Here is a 17,397-nt window from a genome sequence, read left to right as displayed (position 1 = left end):
ACTGCAACCATCCCACATTTTGTTTTTCTTACCTCAGATTCGGATGGATAAATAGGATATTTTTTAAAATGACTCAGCAAGCACAGACCATTCAAGGCTCAATCGTCGCAATTGTCACTCCCATGTTGAAAGATGGCGGTGTAGATTGGAAGGGTCTTGAGAAGCTGGTTGAGTGGCACATAGAACAAGGTACAAACAGTATTGTAGCCGTCGGTACAACCGGCGAAGCCTCAACATTGAGCATGGAAGAGCACACACAGGTTATTAAAGAAATTATTCGTGTAGCCAATAAACGTATTCCAATTATTGCCGGTACTGGTGCAAACTCAACCCGCGAAGCAATCGAATTAACTAAAGCAGCTAAAGACCTCGGTGCTGATGCCGCTTTACTTGTAACACCATACTATAACAAACCAACCCAAGAAGGCCTTTTCCAACACTATAAAGCGGTTGCCGAAGCTGTTGAATTACCTCTTATTCTTTATAACGTACCAGGTCGTACAGGCGTAGACTTGTCAAACGATACAGCGGTACGTTTAGCAGAAATTCCTAACATTGTAGGTATCAAAGACGCAACAGGTGATGTGCCTCGTGGTAAAGCTTTAATCGATGCTTTAAACGGCAAAATGGCTGTTTACTCAGGTGACGATGAAACTGCATGGGAACTTATGCTTCTTGGCGCAGATGGTAATATCTCGGTTACTGCAAACATTGCACCTAAGGCAATGAGCGAAGTATGTGCGGTTGCAATTGCTAAAGATGAGCCACAAGCGAAGACACTTAACAATAAGATTGCAAATTTACACAATATTCTATTTTGCGAATCTAACCCAATTCCTGTGAAATGGGCACTACATGAGATGGGACTGATTGATACTGGTATTCGTTTACCACTCACTCCTCTCGCTGAGCAATATCGCGAACCTCTCCGCAATGCCCTAAAAGATGCGGGAATTATTTAATAAGAGCAATTTATGATGCAATTACGTCTTGGTTTAGTCCTTGCAGTTTCAGCCTTAAGTTTAGCTGGCTGTGGTCGCTTCGCACTCAATAATCACTCTTTAGATTATAAAAAAGCAAAGCAACTCGCCCCGCTTGAGTATCCTGCCGATGCAACTGTACGACCAGCGACGCCTTTGTATCCTGCACCAACAGTAGACCAGCTCGCTATCGATCACGCACCGAAGTTTGAAAACAAGCGTGGCAATCGTTTTGCATTGCCTCGCCCTGAACAAACTCAAGGTGATACAGCAGATACATCTGCTCAATCAGGTAGCGCGCTTAGTCGCCCTCAACTTGTAACAGATGGTAATAAAAACCCACTGTTAAAAATTGATGGAAGTACCGCTGAAATTTGGCAATACACCAAAGCAACCCTAAGCACGTTAAATTACAACATCATCGCTCAAGGCAGTAATCAAGCGACGATTAAAGTAAATGACAAAACTTATGTGCTTAAACTGACTGGTGTTGGCTCTAGTCATAGCCTTGCTCTCTTTAATCCAGACAACACTTTTGCAAGCCCTGAAGTTGCGGCAGAAGTGTTAAACCAGATTTACCAAAATTGGCCAGCCTAGTCGTTTACTAGGCATTTTTTTTTAAAAGGTTCCCTCATGTTAAAACAAACCTTGCTCTATACTGGTAAAGCAAAATCTGTATATGAAACAGACAATGCCGACCATCTGATTTTAGTCTTTCGTGATGATGCCTCTGCGTTCAATGGCGAAAAAATCGAACAACTAGATCGTAAAGGCAAGGTGAACAACCGTTTTAACGCCTTCATCATGGAAAAACTTGCTGCTGCGGGTATTGAAACGCATTTTGAAAAATTGCTTTCTCCAACTGAAGTTCTTGTTAAAAAACTTCAAATGATTCCTGTTGAATGCGTAATTCGTAACTACGCAGCTGGTTCTCTATGCCGTCGTTTAGGTGTAGAAGAGGGTAAAGAACTTACTCCTCCTACATTTGAATTGTTCTACAAAGATGATGGCCTAGGCGATCCAATGGTTAACGAATCTCAAGCGATTGCTTTAGGTTGGGCGACTGCTGAACAGTTAGAACAAATGAAAGTGTTAACTTATAAAGTAAATGATGTATTAAAAGCATTATTTGCTGAAGGCAACATGATCTTGGTGGACTTTAAACTTGAATTTGGTGTTTTCCATGACCGTATCGTACTTGGTGACGAGTTCTCTCCAGACGGTTGCCGTTTATGGGACAAAGACTCTAAGAAGAAACTCGACAAAGACCGTTTCCGTCAAGGTTTAGGCGGTGTTGTTGAAGCTTATGAAGAAGTTGCAGCTCGTTTAGGCGTAGATTTATCTGACATCTAATTAGCCAGACTTTAGTAAGAAACCGAGCTGAATTGCTCGGTTTTTTATTTTCTAGGCACTAAAATTCAGGAAAAGTAGACAGATTTGTATATTTAATTAAATTATTACTTGCACAATATAAAAGCAAAGCACTAAAATCTAAAAAAACATTAATTGCATCACAATAATTAAATTTAAAGTATGGTGAACCCTATGGAACTACTTAAGCCTGAAAAGAGATTAATGAATCACTCGATACAGTTTGGTGAAAATCCATTAGTGATTTTATCTAATTTTAGCGACTCTGCTTTGAAACAAGGTTGGAGCGAAGCTGAAGTGGAAACCATCATTTCTGAAGCTTCTCAAGGTGACTATATGAAACTCATACGGACTTTGAGAACATATACCTTACTTTAATTATTGTTACTGATGTTATCTGATTTGCCGTAAATCTTTAGCGTCAACCCTATACTGATTTCTGACTTCTTCATCATAATTGCTCCCCTTTGACTCAGGCGGCAATTCGTCTTGTCATGCAAAGTTTTATCGACCTCTTCTTATATTTAGCTGTCCTATCTGGTTAATTGCTTCTATTTGCATACTATTTTGCTTAGCGTCGTATCTTTCAATTTATAAAAAGATACATAAAGCTGTTATGAATCAACTAGATTTATTCTGAATGCTGCCTTAACAATAAACAAAAATAATAAGTAGAAAATATTTATTCTATGAGGAGTAAGCATGATGGACCATGAAATAGAGGAAAAAAAGGTCGAGCAAACCTTAAGTTGGCGTGAAAAAATGGCAGTTGAAGAACATGAAAAACTGTCACCGCGTTTAGTCTATGAAATTATCCGCCGTGATGGTGCAGAAGAGCTGGATCGGCCAACAGCTGCACTGATCTTTTCAGGAATTGCAGCAGGTCTAGTCATCAGTTTTTCTTTTGTGTTTAAGGCGATTATCGCTTCTTATCTTCCAGCTGATGCAGTCTGGATCGATTTAATCACCAATGTCGGTTATACCATTGGTTTTTTGATCGCTATTTTGGGCCATATGCAACTCTTTACCGAAAATACCATCACCACAGTTGTACCTCTATTCAAGCCCTTTACTCTCGAAAAATTACAAGCTGTAGGCCGATTATGGGGGATTGTGATTTTATGCAACATCATTGGAACAGCTTTAGCGAGTTTATTTTTCCTCACTACTCACCTGTTTACACCCGATATTGACAAGGCACTAGACGAGCTAGCACATCATGTTGCGTCTTTTTCTGCGACCGAAAACTTGCTGAAAGGTATTATGTCAGGGCTGTTAATTGCTGCACTAGTCTGGATGCTGCCTTCAGTTAGCAATAAATTCCTACTCATCTTTTTCATGACATATTTGATAGGACTCGGTGACTTTACCCATGTAGTAGTAGGTTCTACCGAAATGTCTTATCTAGTTTGGCAAGGAGATGCCTCTATTAGTGAATATATTTTTAATTTCCTGATTCCAACGACTATCGGAAATATTATTGGTGGTACAGGCGTGTTTACCCTGCTGATTTATGGTCAGGTTACTGAGGAATTGGAACAATAGCAGGACTCAATAAAACTATTGTTCCTGCTGCCATCTGCGTTGCTGTAGGCGTTCGCCTTCAACCTCACGCTTATTTCTCGCGGACTCGTAGAGTTTGGTTCCCTTCAACTCAGGTGGCAAATAGTCTTGCAACACAAAGTGCTCTGGGTAATCATGCGGATAGAGATAATTGATGCCATAGCCTTGCTGTTTCATCAGCTTGGTTGGTGCATTTCTCAAGTGTAAAGGCACTGGTAAATTTGCCGTTTTCTCGGCAAGTTCCAATGCTTTGTTAATTGCTAAATAAGTACTATTACTTTTTGCACTTGTTGCCAAATAAACCGCGGTTTGGCCCAAAATAATTCGACCTTCAGGCATACCCACTGCTTGAACAGAGCGGAAACATTCACCTGCAAGTAAAAGCGCATTTGGATTCGAATTCCCAATGTCTTCTGAGGCTGCAATCAACATACGTCTTGCAATAAAAACAGGATCTTCTCCGCCTTTAAGCATACGAGCCATCCAATACAGAGCTGCATCTGGATCACTACCACGAATCGATTTAATAAATGCAGACACGAGGTCGTAATGCTGCTCACCCGATTTGTCATAACGTGCAATGTTTTGCTGGGCAACTTTTACCACCACAGCATTGGTAATGGTATTTTCAATTTCTGGCTCAAAAGTACTCGCAATTAAGTCTAGTAAATTAAGCGCTTTACGGGCATCGCCTGCTGCAAACTGCAAAAGGGCATCGTACTCTTCAATATGAATGTAACGTTCTTTTAAGAATTTATCGGCTTGGAGAGCATTGTTGAGTAGCGTCTGAATTGCTTCGCTGTCTAAACTGTTTAAGGTATAGACCTGACAACGAGATAAAAGCGCACTATTGACTTCAAAAGACGGGTTTTCTGTGGTCGCACCTATTAAGGTAATTTTTCCTTTTTCTACAGCCCCTAGTAATGCATCTTGCTGTGATTTATTAAAGCGATGGATTTCATCAATAAAAACTACAGGTGTCAGTAAATCCCCACTTTCTGCAATCACTTCACGTAATTCTTTTACGCCCGTATTCAGAGCAGACAAACTCACAAATGGGCGGTCTATTGCTTGCGCCAAAAGTAAAGCAATTGTTGTTTTACCAACACCTGGCGGTCCCCAAAAAATAATAGAAGGTAAATGCCCCTGATCAATCATTTGACGCAGTGGTGCGTGTTCACCTAACAAATGATCTTGCCCAATTATTTCAGACAAATCTCTCGGGCGCAGGCGTTCAGGAAGTGGAATATGGGTGTCTGACATCTCAAATAGCTTTATCGTCTTTTCACTATAGTCTATTGCGTCTCACAGAAATCTACAATTTGAATCTATGAGACACGTTCTTTATTTACAGGCTAACTCGTGGCATTAAGATGGTTTATTACTGAGTTTCAGCAAACGTGCATCCGGGCCATCTTCAATTACCCAAATTGAACCGTCTTGTACTTCATGTAAACCACGAATACGTTGCTTCATCTCTAATCTTTGTATTTCTTTTACAGGTTTATGCTCTAAATCTACAACCACAATGGCTTTGGAAGATAACCCACCAATTAAGGCTTTATTTTGCCATGCAGGAAATTGTTGGCCTCGATAAATAATTAGGCTCGACGGTGAAATGACAGGTGTCCAATCAATCTCAGGTGCTTTAAATTCAGGGCGAGTATGGTGGTCTGGAATAGGCTCACCCGAGTAGTGGTCACCATTTGACACGATTGGGTAACCATAATTTTCACCTTTGGTAATAATATTAAGCTCATCACCACCTTTAGGCCCCATTTCAACTACCCAGAGTTGTCCTTTGCGGTCAAAAGCCATACCTAAGGGGTTACGGTGTCCAAGTGACCATATTTCCGCAGTAACCCCACCTTGTTTATAAAAAGGATTACCTACGGCTGCTGAACCATCCTCATTTAAACGCAAGACTTTGCCCAAATTACTCTTCATGTCTTGGGCAGGATCAAACTTTTGGCGCTCACCTGAAGTGACCCAAAGCTTACCATCTGCATCAAAGAGCATACGATGTCCATAATGGCCTTGTCCTGAGACTTTAGGCACCTGCTGCCAAATCTGTTTCACCTCTATAAGTTTTGGCTGATTAGGGTTAGATAAGTCTAATTTCGCACGTGAAATCACTGCACCAGATCCGCCTTGCCCTTTAGCTGCATAACTGAGATATATCCAATGATTTTTGGCAAAGTCAGGATGTAAAACAACATCGCCTAAACCACCCTGTCCGCCATAGTTCACCGCTGGAACACCTTGAACATCTAACATTTGTTTATTTTGGGGGTTAAAAAGTTTTAACTTACCTTGTCGCTCAGTGACTAATAAACGATGGTCTGGCAAACTGGTAATCGCCCAAGGTTCATTAAAATGTGCGACTGTCTCGACCTGATAAATTTGTTTGGCAGCACTAGTTTGCTCTATTTTTGCAGTTGTATTTTGTTCAGGATTTTTTGAGTTGGTATTGTTAGAACCACAAGCCATTAACAAGAAAAAGCTACTACATAATAAGGGGGCTGCTAGTCGTTTCATCATTTTTATCTCCTTCGCTTTTATTTTTATATAACGGAGATGGTTAAAAACTTTACGATTAAAATGTTACTTTATTATACGCTGTAATTAAAAATGTCCATTGGGAGCGTATTAACGCACCCAACGTACCACATAATCTTCAAGATCATCTTCATGTACATCAGTTTCAGGAATACAACGCCCTGCAACAGACTTTTTCGCCTTAACTACGCTTTGTCTCGTACCCGTATTTAAATAATGCCAAGAAGGTAAATTTTTACCCTCATTCAAACGTTTATACGCACAACTTGAAGGTAACCAATGAATTGTTTTTAAGCTTTCTGGCGTCAACTGTAAACAGTCAGGCACTTGCTGCTGACGATTTGAATAGTCTGAGCAACGCCCTGTACCACAATCAAGCAATTTACACGCTACCTTGGTGTAAGCAACCTCATGAGTATCTTCATCTTCTAGCTTGACCAAGCAGCATAAACCACACCCATCGCACAAAGCTTCCCACTCAGCCTGAGTAAGCTGCTCTAGCGTGTAATTTTTCCAAAATAATGGACGAAGTGAGGTCTCGGTAGACATAGGTTTTAACGGCTGTATACATAAAGCAAAATCAGATTATAGCATTGAAGGCACTGTGCTTAAGGAAAGAAACTGTATTTTTAGCATCACAAAATGATTGTTTAATATACATTTCAACCACATAAACGACACATTCCGTGCAAAAAAGCCACTATATAGTAAAAACACAATGAAAAATAAGGAGGACAACATTATGTTCCGTTGGGCAATAATTTTTGCAGTGATTGCACTCATTGCCAGTCTATTAGGGTTTGGTGGTGTTGCAGGGTTATCTAAAGACTTTGCCGTGATTTTATTGGTTGTGGCTGTAATTCTCGCAGTTATTGGTTTTATTTCGCGAGGCCGAACCTAATTCAATCATGACTACATAAAAAGAAGGAACTTGTTTCCTTCTTTTTTATTGCCTAAATGTTTCTATCTTTTTCTTTTGACGTAGATTTTTACATAGTTATTAATATGAATTTTAATTTTTTATGCTTTAATCAAGCGTGTTTAAACCAAGTTTAATTTCAGGATTAATGTCATGAGTACAGCAATTAAAACCCGTGAAATTCAATATACTGCACCAGACGGCAGCCATTTAATTGGTTATTTTGCAGCTCCAGAAAGTGAAACACCTGTACCAGGTATTATTATTGGTCCTGAATGGTGGGGCCGTAATGAATATACTGAACAACGCGCACGTGAACTTGCTGAACACGGCTATGCGGCTCTTGCGATTGACATGTATGGCGATAAAAAAGTCACATCAACCGCAGCTCAAGCATATGAATGGATGATGCAGACATTTGAAGAGTTAGACACGGTGACTGATCGTGCCAATGCAGCACTTCAGACACTTGCTGCACAACCAGAAGTAAATAGTGAAAAACTGGCTGCAATTGGCTTTTGCTATGGTGGTAAAGTTGTATTAGACCTTGCGCGCTCCGGTGCACCACTTAAAGCAGTTGTGACAATCCATGCTACATTAGCACCGAAAGCACCTGCTCAAAAAGGCAACATTCAAGGTGAGGTTTTAGTTCTACATGGTGAACAAGACACCATGGTCACCTTAGAAGATGTTGCTAATTTTGAAAAAGAGATGCAAGCTGCTGAAGTTAAACATGAGGTAGTGGTTTTAAAAGGTGCTAAACATGGCTTTAGTAACCCGCTTGCAGATGAAAAAGCGAAAGCGAATGGTGTAGACCTTGGCTACAACAGCGAAGCGGAGAAACAAGGTCTTGCTAAAATGTACGCTTTGTTAGAACGTACTTTAAAATAAAAGAAGCAAATTTGGAGCAAATGTTTTTGCATTTGCTCCCTTAAATGTTTATGACTTTGCAATATTTTTACTGTATTTTTTAAACCATACTTCAATAACTATACTCCCGTTGAGCTAGAGCAAAGCCTAGTCTTATTTCCCGCACTCGGGGTTTAATGGAATAACATGAGAGGATACAACAATGGCTGACAAGAAATGTCCGTATTGCGAATTTGATGAATATGACATCATTGATAAGAATGAATTTGCTGTAATTTTACCTGACCCAAATCCGTTGTCTAAAGGCCACTGTGTCGTAACTCCATTACGTCACGTCAACTCGTTCTTTGATATTACCTCTAAAGAACATCAAGGCTTACTTACACTTCTTGAAATTGCCCGCCACGAAACCCAGCTTCGTCATCAGCCTGCTGGTTTTCATATCGGCTTTAATGATGGTGAAGTGTTTGGCCAAAGCTCTGACCATTTCCACATTCATGTCATTCCATACTACAAAAACCAACCGTTGAAACTTGATCAACGTTGGGGTGTAAAAGAGGATTAATCCTCTTTATGCTTGAAGCAGAGACCACTTATTTTCAAGTGATCTCTGTTTTAACAAGCTCGTTCTGGTTGCTTGCTTTAAACAAAACTTCTCTCCAATTTCAGCTATAATTTAGCCCTTACTTTTCTTCTATAGCTGTTCATGCCTGAATTTTCTTTTTCTGATGCCCTCTTAAACTGGTTCGATCAACATGGTCGTCACGATTTGCCTTGGCAAGTTGCAGATGATCCATACAAGGTTTGGGTTTCTGAAATTATGTTACAGCAGACTCAGGTAAAAACAGTTCTGCAATATTTTGATCGCTTTATGGAGCGCTTTCCAACGGTAGAAGCTTTAGGTCATGCAACTTGGGATGATGTCGCTCCTTATTGGGCTGGCCTTGGCTATTACGCTCGTGCTCGCAATTTGCATAAAGCCGCTGGCCTTGTAGCACAACAAGGTAAATTTCCTGAAACCCTAGAAGAATGGATTGCTCTACCCGGCATTGGGCGCTCTACAGCAGGCGCACTTATGTCTTTAGGTTTGCGTCAGTACGGTGTGATTATGGACGGCAATGTGAAACGTGTTCTAGCGCGTTTCTTCGCTATTGAAGATGACTTAAGTAAGCCGCAGCATGAACGTGAAATGTGGAAACTCGCTGAAGAGCTTTGCCCTACGCATCGTAACCATGACTATACTCAAGCCATAATGGACTTAGGTGCAACTATCTGTACGCCTAAAAAACCGCTGTGTTTATATTGCCCAATGCAAGCTCATTGTCAGGCCTATCAACAAGGTTTAGAACAAGAACTACCTTTTAAAAAACCAAAAAAAACTCCGCCTGTTAAAACGGCAGACGTTATTATTATTCAGTGTGAAGATGAATGGTTCTGGCAACAACGCCAAGCCCATGGTCTATGGGGTGGTTTATTCTGTTTACCTATTTTAGAAAATGAACATGAACGACTGAGCATAAGCCAGCAATTTAAATTACAGCCTCAAGCACAAACTTTTCAGATTAGTCATAGCTTCACTCATTTCACATGGCTACTTAATGCTCACACGTTCCACGTGGAACCTGATCAAAAAGAACATCTGTCGATTGAGCTTGAAGGCCAATGGTTGACTCCAGAACAAGCAATTTCCAAAGGTGTACCAACTGCAATGAAAAAATTGATCTCGACTAGCCGTTCATGACATAGTGGTCAAAATAATTTTGATATAACTATGACAGGGAGTATTTCGTGCGACGTTTTGTTTCTCATCTCTCACTTGGTTTTCTCATTATTCTATTGGCAGCTTGTGCCAGTGCACCTAAAAGACCTACACCACTTTCCCCCACTCAAGTCAGTAAGCTCAAAAGTATGCAGCTTCCAAATCGACTACCTGTACCTGTAAAAGGTGTCGATCGAGATGAACTAAAAGACACTTGGGGAGCTGCTCGTAGTCAAGGCCGTAGCCATGAAGGAATTGATATTTTGGCTCCACGTGGAACCAAAGTGTATAGCACAACCGAAGGACTCGTTGCTGATCTTCGTAATAATAACCTCGGCGGCAAAGTCATCTGGATTTTAGGTCCAGCAGGAACATGGCATTATTATGCTCATCTTGACGGTCATAAACGTGGCCTAAATGTAGGTGACTATGTCAAAAAAGGCGATTTAATTGGATATGTCGGCAACACGGGCAATGCACGTTATACTTCACCTCATCTCCACTATGGTCTTTATCTAGATGGTAAAGGACGTGGTGCCGTTAACCCTTATTCATATTTACGCTAGGAACATTTTATGTCGGAAGCGCTGATCAATCGCTTAGTAGAGTTTGCCGAGTCGGGCAACCAGCAAAAGATCATTTTAAATGGCAATAGCTATCAAGGCTGGATCATGGAAATCAGTGATGATGCCCTGCTAATCAGTACCGGTTTTTCAGATAAAGTAGGCAAAGACTTTTGGCTAAAGTTTGAAGACTTAACTCAAGCTGAACTGTATTATTGGGATACTCGCCCAAATGAATGGGTGTTATTTAAACTTTAAAATTCTAAGATAAATATAAGGAGCATTATCATGAAAACTCAACGTTGCGGATGGTGTTCCGACGATCCCCTATATATTGCCTATCATGATGAAGAATGGGGTAAGCCAGAACACGACGAAGCACGGTTATTTGAAATGCTTTGCCTCGAAGGTCAGCAAGCTGGCTTATCATGGATTACCGTACTAAAAAAAAGAGAAAGCTACCGTCAACACTTTTTTAATCATCCGATCGTAGATATTGCTTCATTTACTGATGACTTTTTAGAATTAAAATTATCCGATGCAGGCTTAATTCGTCACTTGGGTAAACTCAAAGCCATTCGTGATAATGCGATTGCTTGGCAAGCGCTCAAAGCACAAGTTGGTGATGTACCGACATGGCTTTGGCAGTTTGTAGATGCAGTTCCACAAAACAATGATGTTGCAGACTACCGTCAGGCTCCCGCACAGACTGAACTCAGTGTAAAACTTTCCAAGACTCTTAAAAAGAATGGTTTTAAATTTGTCGGCCCAACCACTTGCTATGCGTTTATGCAGGCTGTAGGTATGGTCGATGATCATGAAAACGATTGTCAATTTAAAGCTTCATAACCCACCAGAACGGTTCAAATCCGCTTAAGGAGTTTCCGATGAGCAACAATACGATTCAGGCCTATGCTGCAATGCAAGCAGGTGAAAAACTGGTTCCTTACCAATTTGACGCAGGTGAATTACAGCCGCATCAGGTTGAAGTAAATGTTGAATACTGTGGTTTATGTCATTCTGATATTTCAGTTCTGAATAATGAATGGCGCTCGACTGTCTACCCTGTGGTTGCAGGTCATGAAATTATTGGAAGAATTGTAGCTTTGGGTTCAGAAGCCAAAGGTCTACAAATCGGGCAACGTGTCGGTATCGGCTGGACAGCTGAAAGTTGCCAATCGTGTGATGAATGTATTGGTGGTCAGCAAGTACTTTGTACGGGCAAAAATGTTGCAACAATCGTCGGGCATGCTGGTGGTTTTGCCGATAAAGTTCGTGCTGGCTGGCAATGGGCTATTCCCCTCCCTGAAGATTTAGACCCAGAAAGTGCCGGTCCTCTACTTTGTGGCGGAATTACCGTGTTTGATCCACTCCTCAAACACAAGATTCAGGCAACCCATCATGTGGGTGTGATTGGCATTGGCGGTTTAGGTCATATGGCGATTAAGCTCCTTAAAGGTTGGGGATGTGAAATCACGGCATTTAGTTCTAACCCAGACAAAACAGAAGAGCTTAAAGCAATGGGAGCCGACCATGTCGTCAATAGCCGCGATACCAACGCAGTAAAAGCTCAAAAAGGTAAATTCGATTTATTGCTGAGTACCGTGAATGTGACTCTAAATTGGTCTGCTTTTATTGCAACACTGGCACCAAACGGAACCTTACATTTCTTAGGTCTTACGCTTGAGCCTGTTCCTGTTTCTGTTGGCTCTCTTATTGGTGGTGCTAAGTCAGTGACTGGTTCACCTACAGGCTCACCTGCTGCACTACGTCAGCTTTTAAAGTTTGCTGCACGCAAAAAAATTGCGCCTCAAATTGAGCTGTTTCCAATGTCACAGCTCAATGAAGCAATTGAACGTCTACACTCAGGTCAAGCACGTTACCGAATTGTACTTAAAGCAGACTTCGCAGAATAAACCTAACTTACGGTTTTCATCTGTTGTCGTGACCAGTTCGCCAAGTGTTTAATCGCTTGGCGGACATCTACTGTTAACTCATGACCTGCATTTAAACGAATAAAATGCCGATAGCGTTCATCTTCACCAAAAACATGCCCGGGAACTACGGTAATTCCGTGAGATTTTGCAGTGTAATAGAGCGCCAAACTATCTACAGTTTTAGGTAACTGCATCCATAAGGCATAACCTCCTTCTGGTTGGCTCAATGCAATTGGAATACCTTCGAAAGCATTTAAAATACAACTACGATACTCCTCGACTTGCCGCATCAAATTCGGTCTTAACTGCTCTAAGTGCTCCCTGTAAGCACGACTATAAATAAAATCAGCTAAGCCTAATTGTAGCGGTGTATTAACCCCAATATTACTGGCTACCAGCTCAAGCCTTAAATGCTGTAGCTTCGCGCTTAAACAGAACCACCCTACGCGATATGCACTCGATAATGACTTAGAAACCGATCCACACCAAATTACATAGCCTTCACGGTCCCAATAGCGAATAGGTAATGGTCGCTCACCACTGTAGCCACACTCTCCATAAATATCGTCTTCAATAATAAAACACTGATACTTTGCTGCTAATTCGGCAATCTTTTGTTTTTCTGCATTACTTAAACAGTATCCCAATGGGTTCTGATAGTTGGCTGTCATTAAACAAACTTTAGCTAAACCCTGCTTCATAAATGATTCTAAGCGCTCAAGATCGATACCACGATGATGCGCTGGAATTTCAATAATCTGTCGTTTTAAACTGGCTATAAGCTGTAGTTGTCCATTAAAAGTAGGCGTCGGAATTAAAATACTATCGCCTACTTCTGTTAGATGTTGAATTACCAAAGATAAAGCAGGCATGCAGCCATTGGTAATAAAAATATCTTCTGCCGCGATAAAAATCCCATCTTCACGCCAATGATCAGATAGTGCTTTTCTTAACTGCTCATGACCCTGTTTATTACAATAAAGAAAATCTTGGGGCTGACAATTTTTTAAAGCGCGTTGAATAGAACGGCGTAAACCCTCAACAGGAATAAAATGAGGCGTCAACTGAATAGAGCCTAATGGTACAAGATGACTTTGTAAGGCAGCCTCCTGAATTTGGTTATGTAACTCCAGATTGGAGACTTGTCGCGGCAAAGATAAGAAATCTGGACTATCTGGAATAGGACTAGATTGGGTACGAGCAACCACAAAATAACCTGACTTTGGCTTTACATAAATGAGTCCCCTCGCCTCAAGCAATTCATAGCAACTTTTTGCCGTACTTAAGCTAATGCTGTGCTGACGGGCAAAATCTCGTAACGAAATAAGCTTCTGATGCGGTTTCAACTCATCTTGATAAATACGATGTGCTAATTGATTGGCAAGAATCTGATATTGAAAAGTCATTCTGTGCTGCTTTTTTAAAAATTTCTGTATCTGTACTGCTTTATAGAACACCTTTAGGCTATAGAAATCAACTCCAAGAGTAGTAACATAATGAAATTAAAAGCTATATTATTATTTACCATTGTTTTGACAGGTTGCCAGTCACAACCCAAAACTGAACAGCACAGACATACGGTTTGCCAAAGCCTGATTGAAGGTTATTTAAAAATAACCAATCAACAAGACTATAAATTGGAGCAGCGCACTGATGATGAGTCTAGTACGATTTCTCATTATCAATATAAGCGTAATAGCTCAAATGAAGTTGTAATGGTGAACTCGGCCTATTCCAAATTATATTTTACTTGCCGACAACAGCAGAAAAGCTATTTTCTGGCACAGCATTCATCAGAGGGACAAATCACTCCAATTTTAGAAGTTCATTTTCCAACGGATGGCTATGCTACTTTTAGAGAGCGTTTTTAAAACCATCTTTTAATTGTTCTGCCAAAAACTCAATGAATAAACGGATTCGTTTTGGTAGATGCTCTTGTTGATAATACACAGCATGGATGCTTTGATATTGATGTTCAATTTGATCTTCAAATAATGCAATCAATCGCCCTTCTTCAATATCTTTCCAAATTTCAAATTCAGATAGCCGTGCAATACCATGTCCTCTAACTGTGAGCTGGCGCACAGTCTCACCACTTGAAGCTTTAATGTGTGCTTGTGCGAAAAAATATTCATCTCCGACTTTAATCGGCCAGTTATTAATATAATCAGGTCTGGTAAAACCAATCAAATCATGATGCTCAAGTTGTTCAGGTTGAGTCGGTGTACCTTTGATCGCCAAATATTCTGGACTTGCCACAATATATAAACGGCTCTTGCACACTAACTTGGCATGAAGACTCGAATCATTGAGTTCCCCAAATCGAAATGCCACATCGGTCTTATGTTGTAACAGATCAATCACCTGATCATTACTATTTATTTCGATTTCAATGTCGGGATAGCACTTACGAAACTTATGCATTAATGGTGCAATCACGTGCAAAACAAACGGCGTTGCAGAATCAATACGAATCAGTCCCGCGGTACCCTGATCAGACTTTTGCAAATCTTCTTCAGCAGCATTTAGCTCATTTAAAATTTTACGAGCCTTGATAAGAAACTGCTGCCCTTCTTGTGTGAGTTTTAACTTACGTGTTGTTCGCTCTAATAAAGTCACGCCTAACTTTGCTTCTAAACGTGTAAGAGAACGACTCATTCCTGAAGGTGTTTGTTTTAAGTGTTCTGCTGCGGCTACAAAGGAGCCTGTATCAACAATTGTGATAAAGGCAACCAGTTCTTCAATTGTTGATTTCATGGCTTATTCTATTATTGACTAATCATCAAAGATATTTTGCTTATTCATCTATTTTTTCGCAACAATAAAAAAAGCAAAATGCACATCAAGTTAAATGATTATTCAAATTCAGGTAAACACATGAATATTCCACGTTTTGGTCTAGGAACTTTCCGTCTAAAAGAACAAGCAGTCATTGATTCTGTGAAAACTGCTTTAGACGTAGGTTACCGTGTAATTGATACTGCTCAAATTTATGACAATGAAGCAGCGATTGGTCAAGCGATTGCCGAAAGCGGTGTATCACGTCAGGACTTATTTCTAACCACAAAAATCTGGGTAGATAATTTTGCGCAAGATAAGTTTATTCCGAGCTTAAAAGAGAGCTTACAAAAACTTCGTACTGACCATGTCGATCTTACTTTGATTCACTGGCCAGCACCAGATTTAGGCGTTTCGATTCCTGAAGTTATGAAGCTTTTACTTGAAGCAAAGCAACAGGGCTTAACTAAACAAATTGGTATTTCAAACTTCAATATTGAGCTTACCCAACAAGCCATTGACACCATCGGTGTAGAGCATATTGCGACAAATCAGATTGAGCTAAGTCCTTATCTTCAAAACCATAAACTTGTAAATTTCTTACAAGACAAGAACATAGATGTCACTTCCTACATGACACTGGCATATGGCAAAGTGCTTCAAGACCCCGTTCTAGCTGAAATTGCAGCAGCGCATAAAGCAACAACAGCACAAATTGCATTGGCATGGGCATTGCAACGAGGTTTTGCAGTCATTCCATCTTCGACTAAACGTGAAAACCTGATTAGCAATTTAAAAGCACAGGATATCGAGTTAACTTCAGCTGAAATGCAAATGATTGCTGAACTCGACCGTAACAGTCGTGAAGTTAGCCCAGAGCCATGGGCACCAGTTTGGGACTAAACTCATGAACACTCAATCAAATACGGCGTTCTCGTTATTGGCATTGGCAATTGGTGCCTTTGCTATTGGGACCACGGAATTCTCTCCAATGGGATTACTTCCGAATATCGCTAATGATTTAGGTATTTCAATTCCAACAGCTGGAATGTTAATTACGGGTTATGCACTTGGCGTGATGTTAGGTGCTCCATTCATGACTCTATGGTTTGGTGGTTTTGCTAGACGTAATGCTCTGATTTTTCTTATGGCGATCTTTACGGTCGGGAACCTGCTTGCAGCATTTGCCCCAAGCTATATGAGTTTATTAGGTGCACGTCTCATTACTAGCCTTAACCACGGCGCCTTCTTTGGGATTGGTTCTGTTGTAGCAGCGAGTATTGTACCCGCACATAAACAAGCCAGTGCTGTCGCCACCATGTTTATGGGTTTAACCATTGCTAATATTGGTGGTGTACCGTTGGCAACATGGGTTGGACAAAATATTGGCTGGCGTATGTCTTTCCTTGCAATCTCATTGCTTGGTGTGATTACCATGCTCGCTTTATGGAAGGCACTGCCACAAGGTATGGTTGCCCAAAAACCAAATGTGAAAGCTGAGTTAAAAGTATTAACACGTACTCCTGTAGTACTGGCTCTACTCACCACAGTGCTTAGTGCGGGTGCAATGTTTACGCTATATACCTATATTGCGCCAAGTTTGACTGAGTTTACCCATGCTTCACCGACCTTCATTACGTTCATGTTGGTATTAATTGGTGTTGGTTTCTCAATTGGTAACCATTTAGGTGGTCGTTTTGCAGACTTGTCCATCAACAAAACTCTAATCGGTTTTTTCATTCTGTTGATTGTCATGATGGTGACTTTCCCAGTGCTTGCACAAAGTCAGGCTGGAGCAGCCATTGCCTTAGTAATCTGGGGTGCAGCAACCTTTGCTTTAGTACCGCCATTACAAATGCGTGTAATGTCAGTTGCTCATGAAGCACCAGGACTTGCCTCTTCTGTAAATATCGGTGCGTTTAATCTAGGTAACGCAGTCGGTGCGGCAGCAGGTGCGGTAGTACTCGATTTAGGTTTGGGTTATAACGCAGTATCATTTGCTGGTGCATTACTGGCTGGGTTAGGTTTGTTGTTAGTTTTATTTCAAATCAAACGCGAAAGCAGCTCTGCACAAAGTTTGCAGCAATGTTCCGACTAA

The 17,397-nt window shown here is 40.7% G+C and carries 21 protein-coding genes; 16 read left to right on the top strand and 5 right to left on the bottom strand.

The window, feature by feature from the left end; all coding sequences use genetic code 11:
* Positions 1 to 68 precede the first annotated feature (68 nt).
* From dapA to ABFY81_RS10320, 5 genes are all read left to right on the top strand, one after another.
* Positions 69 to 962, top strand: a complete 894-nt coding sequence (dapA, locus tag ABFY81_RS10340; protein ID WP_004704743.1) for a 4-hydroxy-tetrahydrodipicolinate synthase — start codon at positions 69 to 71, stop codon at positions 960 to 962.
* A gap of 15 nt (positions 963 to 977) precedes the next feature.
* Complete coding sequence (locus ABFY81_RS10335) at positions 978 to 1,577, top strand: lipoprotein-34 precursor (NlpB) (RefSeq protein ID WP_077165362.1); 600 nt, start codon at positions 978 to 980, stop codon at positions 1,575 to 1,577.
* Positions 1,578 to 1,613: 36 nt separating this feature from the next.
* The gene (gene purC, locus ABFY81_RS10330; RefSeq protein WP_002119240.1) at positions 1,614 to 2,333 is read left to right on the top strand and encodes a phosphoribosylaminoimidazolesuccinocarboxamide synthase; all 720 of its coding nucleotides are present in this window, start codon (positions 1,614 to 1,616) and stop codon (positions 2,331 to 2,333) included.
* A 192-nt stretch (positions 2,334 to 2,525) separates the two neighbouring features.
* On the top strand, positions 2,526 to 2,729 hold the full coding sequence (locus ABFY81_RS10325; RefSeq protein WP_347913722.1) for a hypothetical protein: 204 nt from the start codon (positions 2,526 to 2,528) through the stop codon (positions 2,727 to 2,729).
* A gap of 327 nt (positions 2,730 to 3,056) precedes the next feature.
* On the top strand, positions 3,057 to 3,896 hold the full coding sequence (locus ABFY81_RS10320) for a formate/nitrite transporter family protein (RefSeq protein ID WP_347913879.1): 840 nt from the start codon (positions 3,057 to 3,059) through the stop codon (positions 3,894 to 3,896).
* Positions 3,897 to 3,911: 15 nt separating this feature from the next.
* Here the strand turns inward: ABFY81_RS10320 and ABFY81_RS10315 are convergent, their stop codons facing one another.
* The 3 genes from ABFY81_RS10315 to ABFY81_RS10305 all read right to left on the bottom strand — a co-directional run bounded on the left by ABFY81_RS10315 (position 3,912) and on the right by ABFY81_RS10305 (position 7,022).
* Positions 3,912 to 5,177: a replication-associated recombination protein A gene (locus ABFY81_RS10315; RefSeq protein WP_004704731.1), complete on the bottom strand. Its 1,266-nt coding sequence runs from the start codon at positions 5,175 to 5,177 to the stop codon at positions 3,912 to 3,914.
* Between the two features lie 105 nt (positions 5,178 to 5,282).
* Positions 5,283 to 6,452 carry a PQQ-dependent sugar dehydrogenase gene (locus ABFY81_RS10310; protein ID WP_347913878.1) on the bottom strand — a complete coding sequence of 390 codons (1,170 nt, stop codon included), beginning with the start codon at positions 6,450 to 6,452 and terminating at the stop codon, positions 5,283 to 5,285.
* A 111-nt stretch (positions 6,453 to 6,563) separates the two neighbouring features.
* The gene (locus ABFY81_RS10305; RefSeq protein WP_019458604.1) at positions 6,564 to 7,022 is read right to left on the bottom strand and encodes a YcgN family cysteine cluster protein; all 459 of its coding nucleotides are present in this window, start codon (positions 7,020 to 7,022) and stop codon (positions 6,564 to 6,566) included.
* Between the two features lie 193 nt (positions 7,023 to 7,215).
* On the opposite strand from ABFY81_RS10305, the gene ABFY81_RS10300 reads away from it, so the two are divergent.
* The 8 genes from ABFY81_RS10300 to ABFY81_RS10265 all read left to right on the top strand — a co-directional run bounded on the left by ABFY81_RS10300 (position 7,216) and on the right by ABFY81_RS10265 (position 12,500).
* On the top strand, positions 7,216 to 7,374 hold the full coding sequence (locus ABFY81_RS10300; protein WP_002053759.1) for a DUF1328 domain-containing protein: 159 nt from the start codon (positions 7,216 to 7,218) through the stop codon (positions 7,372 to 7,374).
* A gap of 171 nt (positions 7,375 to 7,545) precedes the next feature.
* Positions 7,546 to 8,283, top strand: coding sequence for a dienelactone hydrolase family protein (locus ABFY81_RS10295; protein WP_347913721.1), 738 nt, complete (start codon positions 7,546 to 7,548; stop codon positions 8,281 to 8,283).
* A gap of 181 nt (positions 8,284 to 8,464) precedes the next feature.
* On the top strand, positions 8,465 to 8,827 hold the full coding sequence (locus ABFY81_RS10290; RefSeq protein ID WP_039253978.1) for an HIT family protein: 363 nt from the start codon (positions 8,465 to 8,467) through the stop codon (positions 8,825 to 8,827).
* Positions 8,828 to 8,968: 141 nt separating this feature from the next.
* On the top strand, positions 8,969 to 10,003 hold the full coding sequence (gene mutY, locus ABFY81_RS10285) for an A/G-specific adenine glycosylase (protein ID WP_347913720.1): 1,035 nt from the start codon (positions 8,969 to 8,971) through the stop codon (positions 10,001 to 10,003).
* Positions 10,004 to 10,050: 47 nt separating this feature from the next.
* Positions 10,051 to 10,587, top strand: a complete 537-nt coding sequence (locus ABFY81_RS10280; RefSeq protein ID WP_019458607.1) for a M23 family metallopeptidase — start codon at positions 10,051 to 10,053, stop codon at positions 10,585 to 10,587.
* Positions 10,588 to 10,596: 9 nt separating this feature from the next.
* The gene (locus ABFY81_RS10275; RefSeq protein WP_001287364.1) at positions 10,597 to 10,842 is read left to right on the top strand and encodes a hypothetical protein; all 246 of its coding nucleotides are present in this window, start codon (positions 10,597 to 10,599) and stop codon (positions 10,840 to 10,842) included.
* Positions 10,843 to 10,872: 30 nt separating this feature from the next.
* Positions 10,873 to 11,433: a DNA-3-methyladenine glycosylase I gene (locus ABFY81_RS10270; protein WP_288101362.1), complete on the top strand. Its 561-nt coding sequence runs from the start codon at positions 10,873 to 10,875 to the stop codon at positions 11,431 to 11,433.
* 38 nt (positions 11,434 to 11,471) lie between these two features.
* Positions 11,472 to 12,500: an NAD(P)-dependent alcohol dehydrogenase gene (locus ABFY81_RS10265; protein WP_347913719.1), complete on the top strand. Its 1,029-nt coding sequence runs from the start codon at positions 11,472 to 11,474 to the stop codon at positions 12,498 to 12,500.
* A 2-nt stretch (positions 12,501 to 12,502) separates the two neighbouring features.
* On the opposite strand, the gene ABFY81_RS10260 is transcribed toward ABFY81_RS10265, so the two are convergent.
* Positions 12,503 to 13,927 carry a PLP-dependent aminotransferase family protein gene (locus ABFY81_RS10260; protein ID WP_347913718.1) on the bottom strand — a complete coding sequence of 475 codons (1,425 nt, stop codon included), beginning with the start codon at positions 13,925 to 13,927 and terminating at the stop codon, positions 12,503 to 12,505.
* A 90-nt stretch (positions 13,928 to 14,017) separates the two neighbouring features.
* Here ABFY81_RS10260 and ABFY81_RS10255 point away from each other — a divergent pair, with 90 nt between their 5' ends.
* Positions 14,018 to 14,392 (top strand): hypothetical protein, encoded by a 375-nt coding sequence (locus tag ABFY81_RS10255; protein WP_240287444.1) that lies wholly within the window; start codon positions 14,018 to 14,020, stop codon positions 14,390 to 14,392.
* On the opposite strand, the gene ABFY81_RS10250 is transcribed toward ABFY81_RS10255, so the two are convergent.
* Positions 14,376 to 15,278, bottom strand: coding sequence for a LysR family transcriptional regulator (locus ABFY81_RS10250; RefSeq protein ID WP_240287442.1), 903 nt, complete (start codon positions 15,276 to 15,278; stop codon positions 14,376 to 14,378). The two genes, ABFY81_RS10255 and ABFY81_RS10250, sit on opposite strands and share 17 nt — an antisense overlap.
* Positions 15,279 to 15,398: 120 nt before the next feature.
* Here ABFY81_RS10250 and dkgB point away from each other — a divergent pair, with 120 nt between their 5' ends.
* Both dkgB and ABFY81_RS10240 read left to right on the top strand, forming a co-directional pair.
* Positions 15,399 to 16,202 carry a 2,5-didehydrogluconate reductase DkgB gene (gene dkgB / locus ABFY81_RS10245; protein WP_346790700.1) on the top strand — a complete coding sequence of 268 codons (804 nt, stop codon included), beginning with the start codon at positions 15,399 to 15,401 and terminating at the stop codon, positions 16,200 to 16,202.
* 4 nt (positions 16,203 to 16,206) lie between these two features.
* On the top strand, positions 16,207 to 17,397 hold the full coding sequence (locus ABFY81_RS10240; protein WP_240287438.1) for an MFS transporter: 1,191 nt from the start codon (positions 16,207 to 16,209) through the stop codon (positions 17,395 to 17,397).

It is taken from the genome of Acinetobacter sp. WA-87, assembly GCF_039938935.1.
In the GTDB taxonomy this organism is placed as follows: domain Bacteria; phylum Pseudomonadota; class Gammaproteobacteria; order Pseudomonadales; family Moraxellaceae; genus Acinetobacter; species Acinetobacter seifertii.
This window is presented reverse-complemented; position numbering and strand designations above follow the sequence as displayed.

Excerpts from the sequence above, each read along its gene's own strand:
- purC (WP_002119240.1), top strand. The coding sequence starts at position 1,614 with ATGTTAAAACAAACCTTGCTCTATACTGGTAAAGCAAAATCTGTATAT.
- ABFY81_RS10315 (WP_004704731.1), bottom strand. The coding sequence starts at position 5,177 with ATGTCAGACACCCATATTCCACTTCCTGAACGCCTGCGCCCGAGAGAT.
- ABFY81_RS10310 (WP_347913878.1), bottom strand. The coding sequence starts at position 6,452 with ATGAAACGACTAGCAGCCCCCTTATTATGTAGTAGCTTTTTCTTGTTA.
- ABFY81_RS10320 (WP_347913879.1), top strand. The coding sequence starts at position 3,057 with ATGGACCATGAAATAGAGGAAAAAAAGGTCGAGCAAACCTTAAGTTGG.
- ABFY81_RS10255 (WP_240287444.1), top strand. The coding sequence starts at position 14,018 with ATGAAATTAAAAGCTATATTATTATTTACCATTGTTTTGACAGGTTGC.
- ABFY81_RS10260 (WP_347913718.1), bottom strand. The coding sequence starts at position 13,927 with ATGACTTTTCAATATCAGATTCTTGCCAATCAATTAGCACATCGTATT.
- ABFY81_RS10265 (WP_347913719.1), top strand. The coding sequence starts at position 11,472 with ATGAGCAACAATACGATTCAGGCCTATGCTGCAATGCAAGCAGGTGAA.
- ABFY81_RS10295 (WP_347913721.1), top strand. The coding sequence starts at position 7,546 with ATGAGTACAGCAATTAAAACCCGTGAAATTCAATATACTGCACCAGAC.
- ABFY81_RS10305 (WP_019458604.1), bottom strand. The coding sequence starts at position 7,022 with ATGTCTACCGAGACCTCACTTCGTCCATTATTTTGGAAAAATTACACG.
- ABFY81_RS10270 (WP_288101362.1), top strand. The coding sequence starts at position 10,873 with ATGAAAACTCAACGTTGCGGATGGTGTTCCGACGATCCCCTATATATT.
- ABFY81_RS10335 (WP_077165362.1), top strand. The coding sequence starts at position 978 with ATGCAATTACGTCTTGGTTTAGTCCTTGCAGTTTCAGCCTTAAGTTTA.
- ABFY81_RS10275 (WP_001287364.1), top strand. The coding sequence starts at position 10,597 with ATGTCGGAAGCGCTGATCAATCGCTTAGTAGAGTTTGCCGAGTCGGGC.
- dapA (WP_004704743.1), top strand. The coding sequence starts at position 69 with ATGACTCAGCAAGCACAGACCATTCAAGGCTCAATCGTCGCAATTGTC.
- dkgB (WP_346790700.1), top strand. The coding sequence starts at position 15,399 with ATGAATATTCCACGTTTTGGTCTAGGAACTTTCCGTCTAAAAGAACAA.
- ABFY81_RS10290 (WP_039253978.1), top strand. The coding sequence starts at position 8,465 with ATGGCTGACAAGAAATGTCCGTATTGCGAATTTGATGAATATGACATC.
- ABFY81_RS10250 (WP_240287442.1), bottom strand. The coding sequence starts at position 15,278 with ATGAAATCAACAATTGAAGAACTGGTTGCCTTTATCACAATTGTTGAT.
- ABFY81_RS10240 (WP_240287438.1), top strand. The coding sequence starts at position 16,207 with ATGAACACTCAATCAAATACGGCGTTCTCGTTATTGGCATTGGCAATT.
- mutY (WP_347913720.1), top strand. The coding sequence starts at position 8,969 with ATGCCTGAATTTTCTTTTTCTGATGCCCTCTTAAACTGGTTCGATCAA.
- ABFY81_RS10300 (WP_002053759.1), top strand. The coding sequence starts at position 7,216 with ATGTTCCGTTGGGCAATAATTTTTGCAGTGATTGCACTCATTGCCAGT.
- ABFY81_RS10325 (WP_347913722.1), top strand. The coding sequence starts at position 2,526 with ATGGAACTACTTAAGCCTGAAAAGAGATTAATGAATCACTCGATACAG.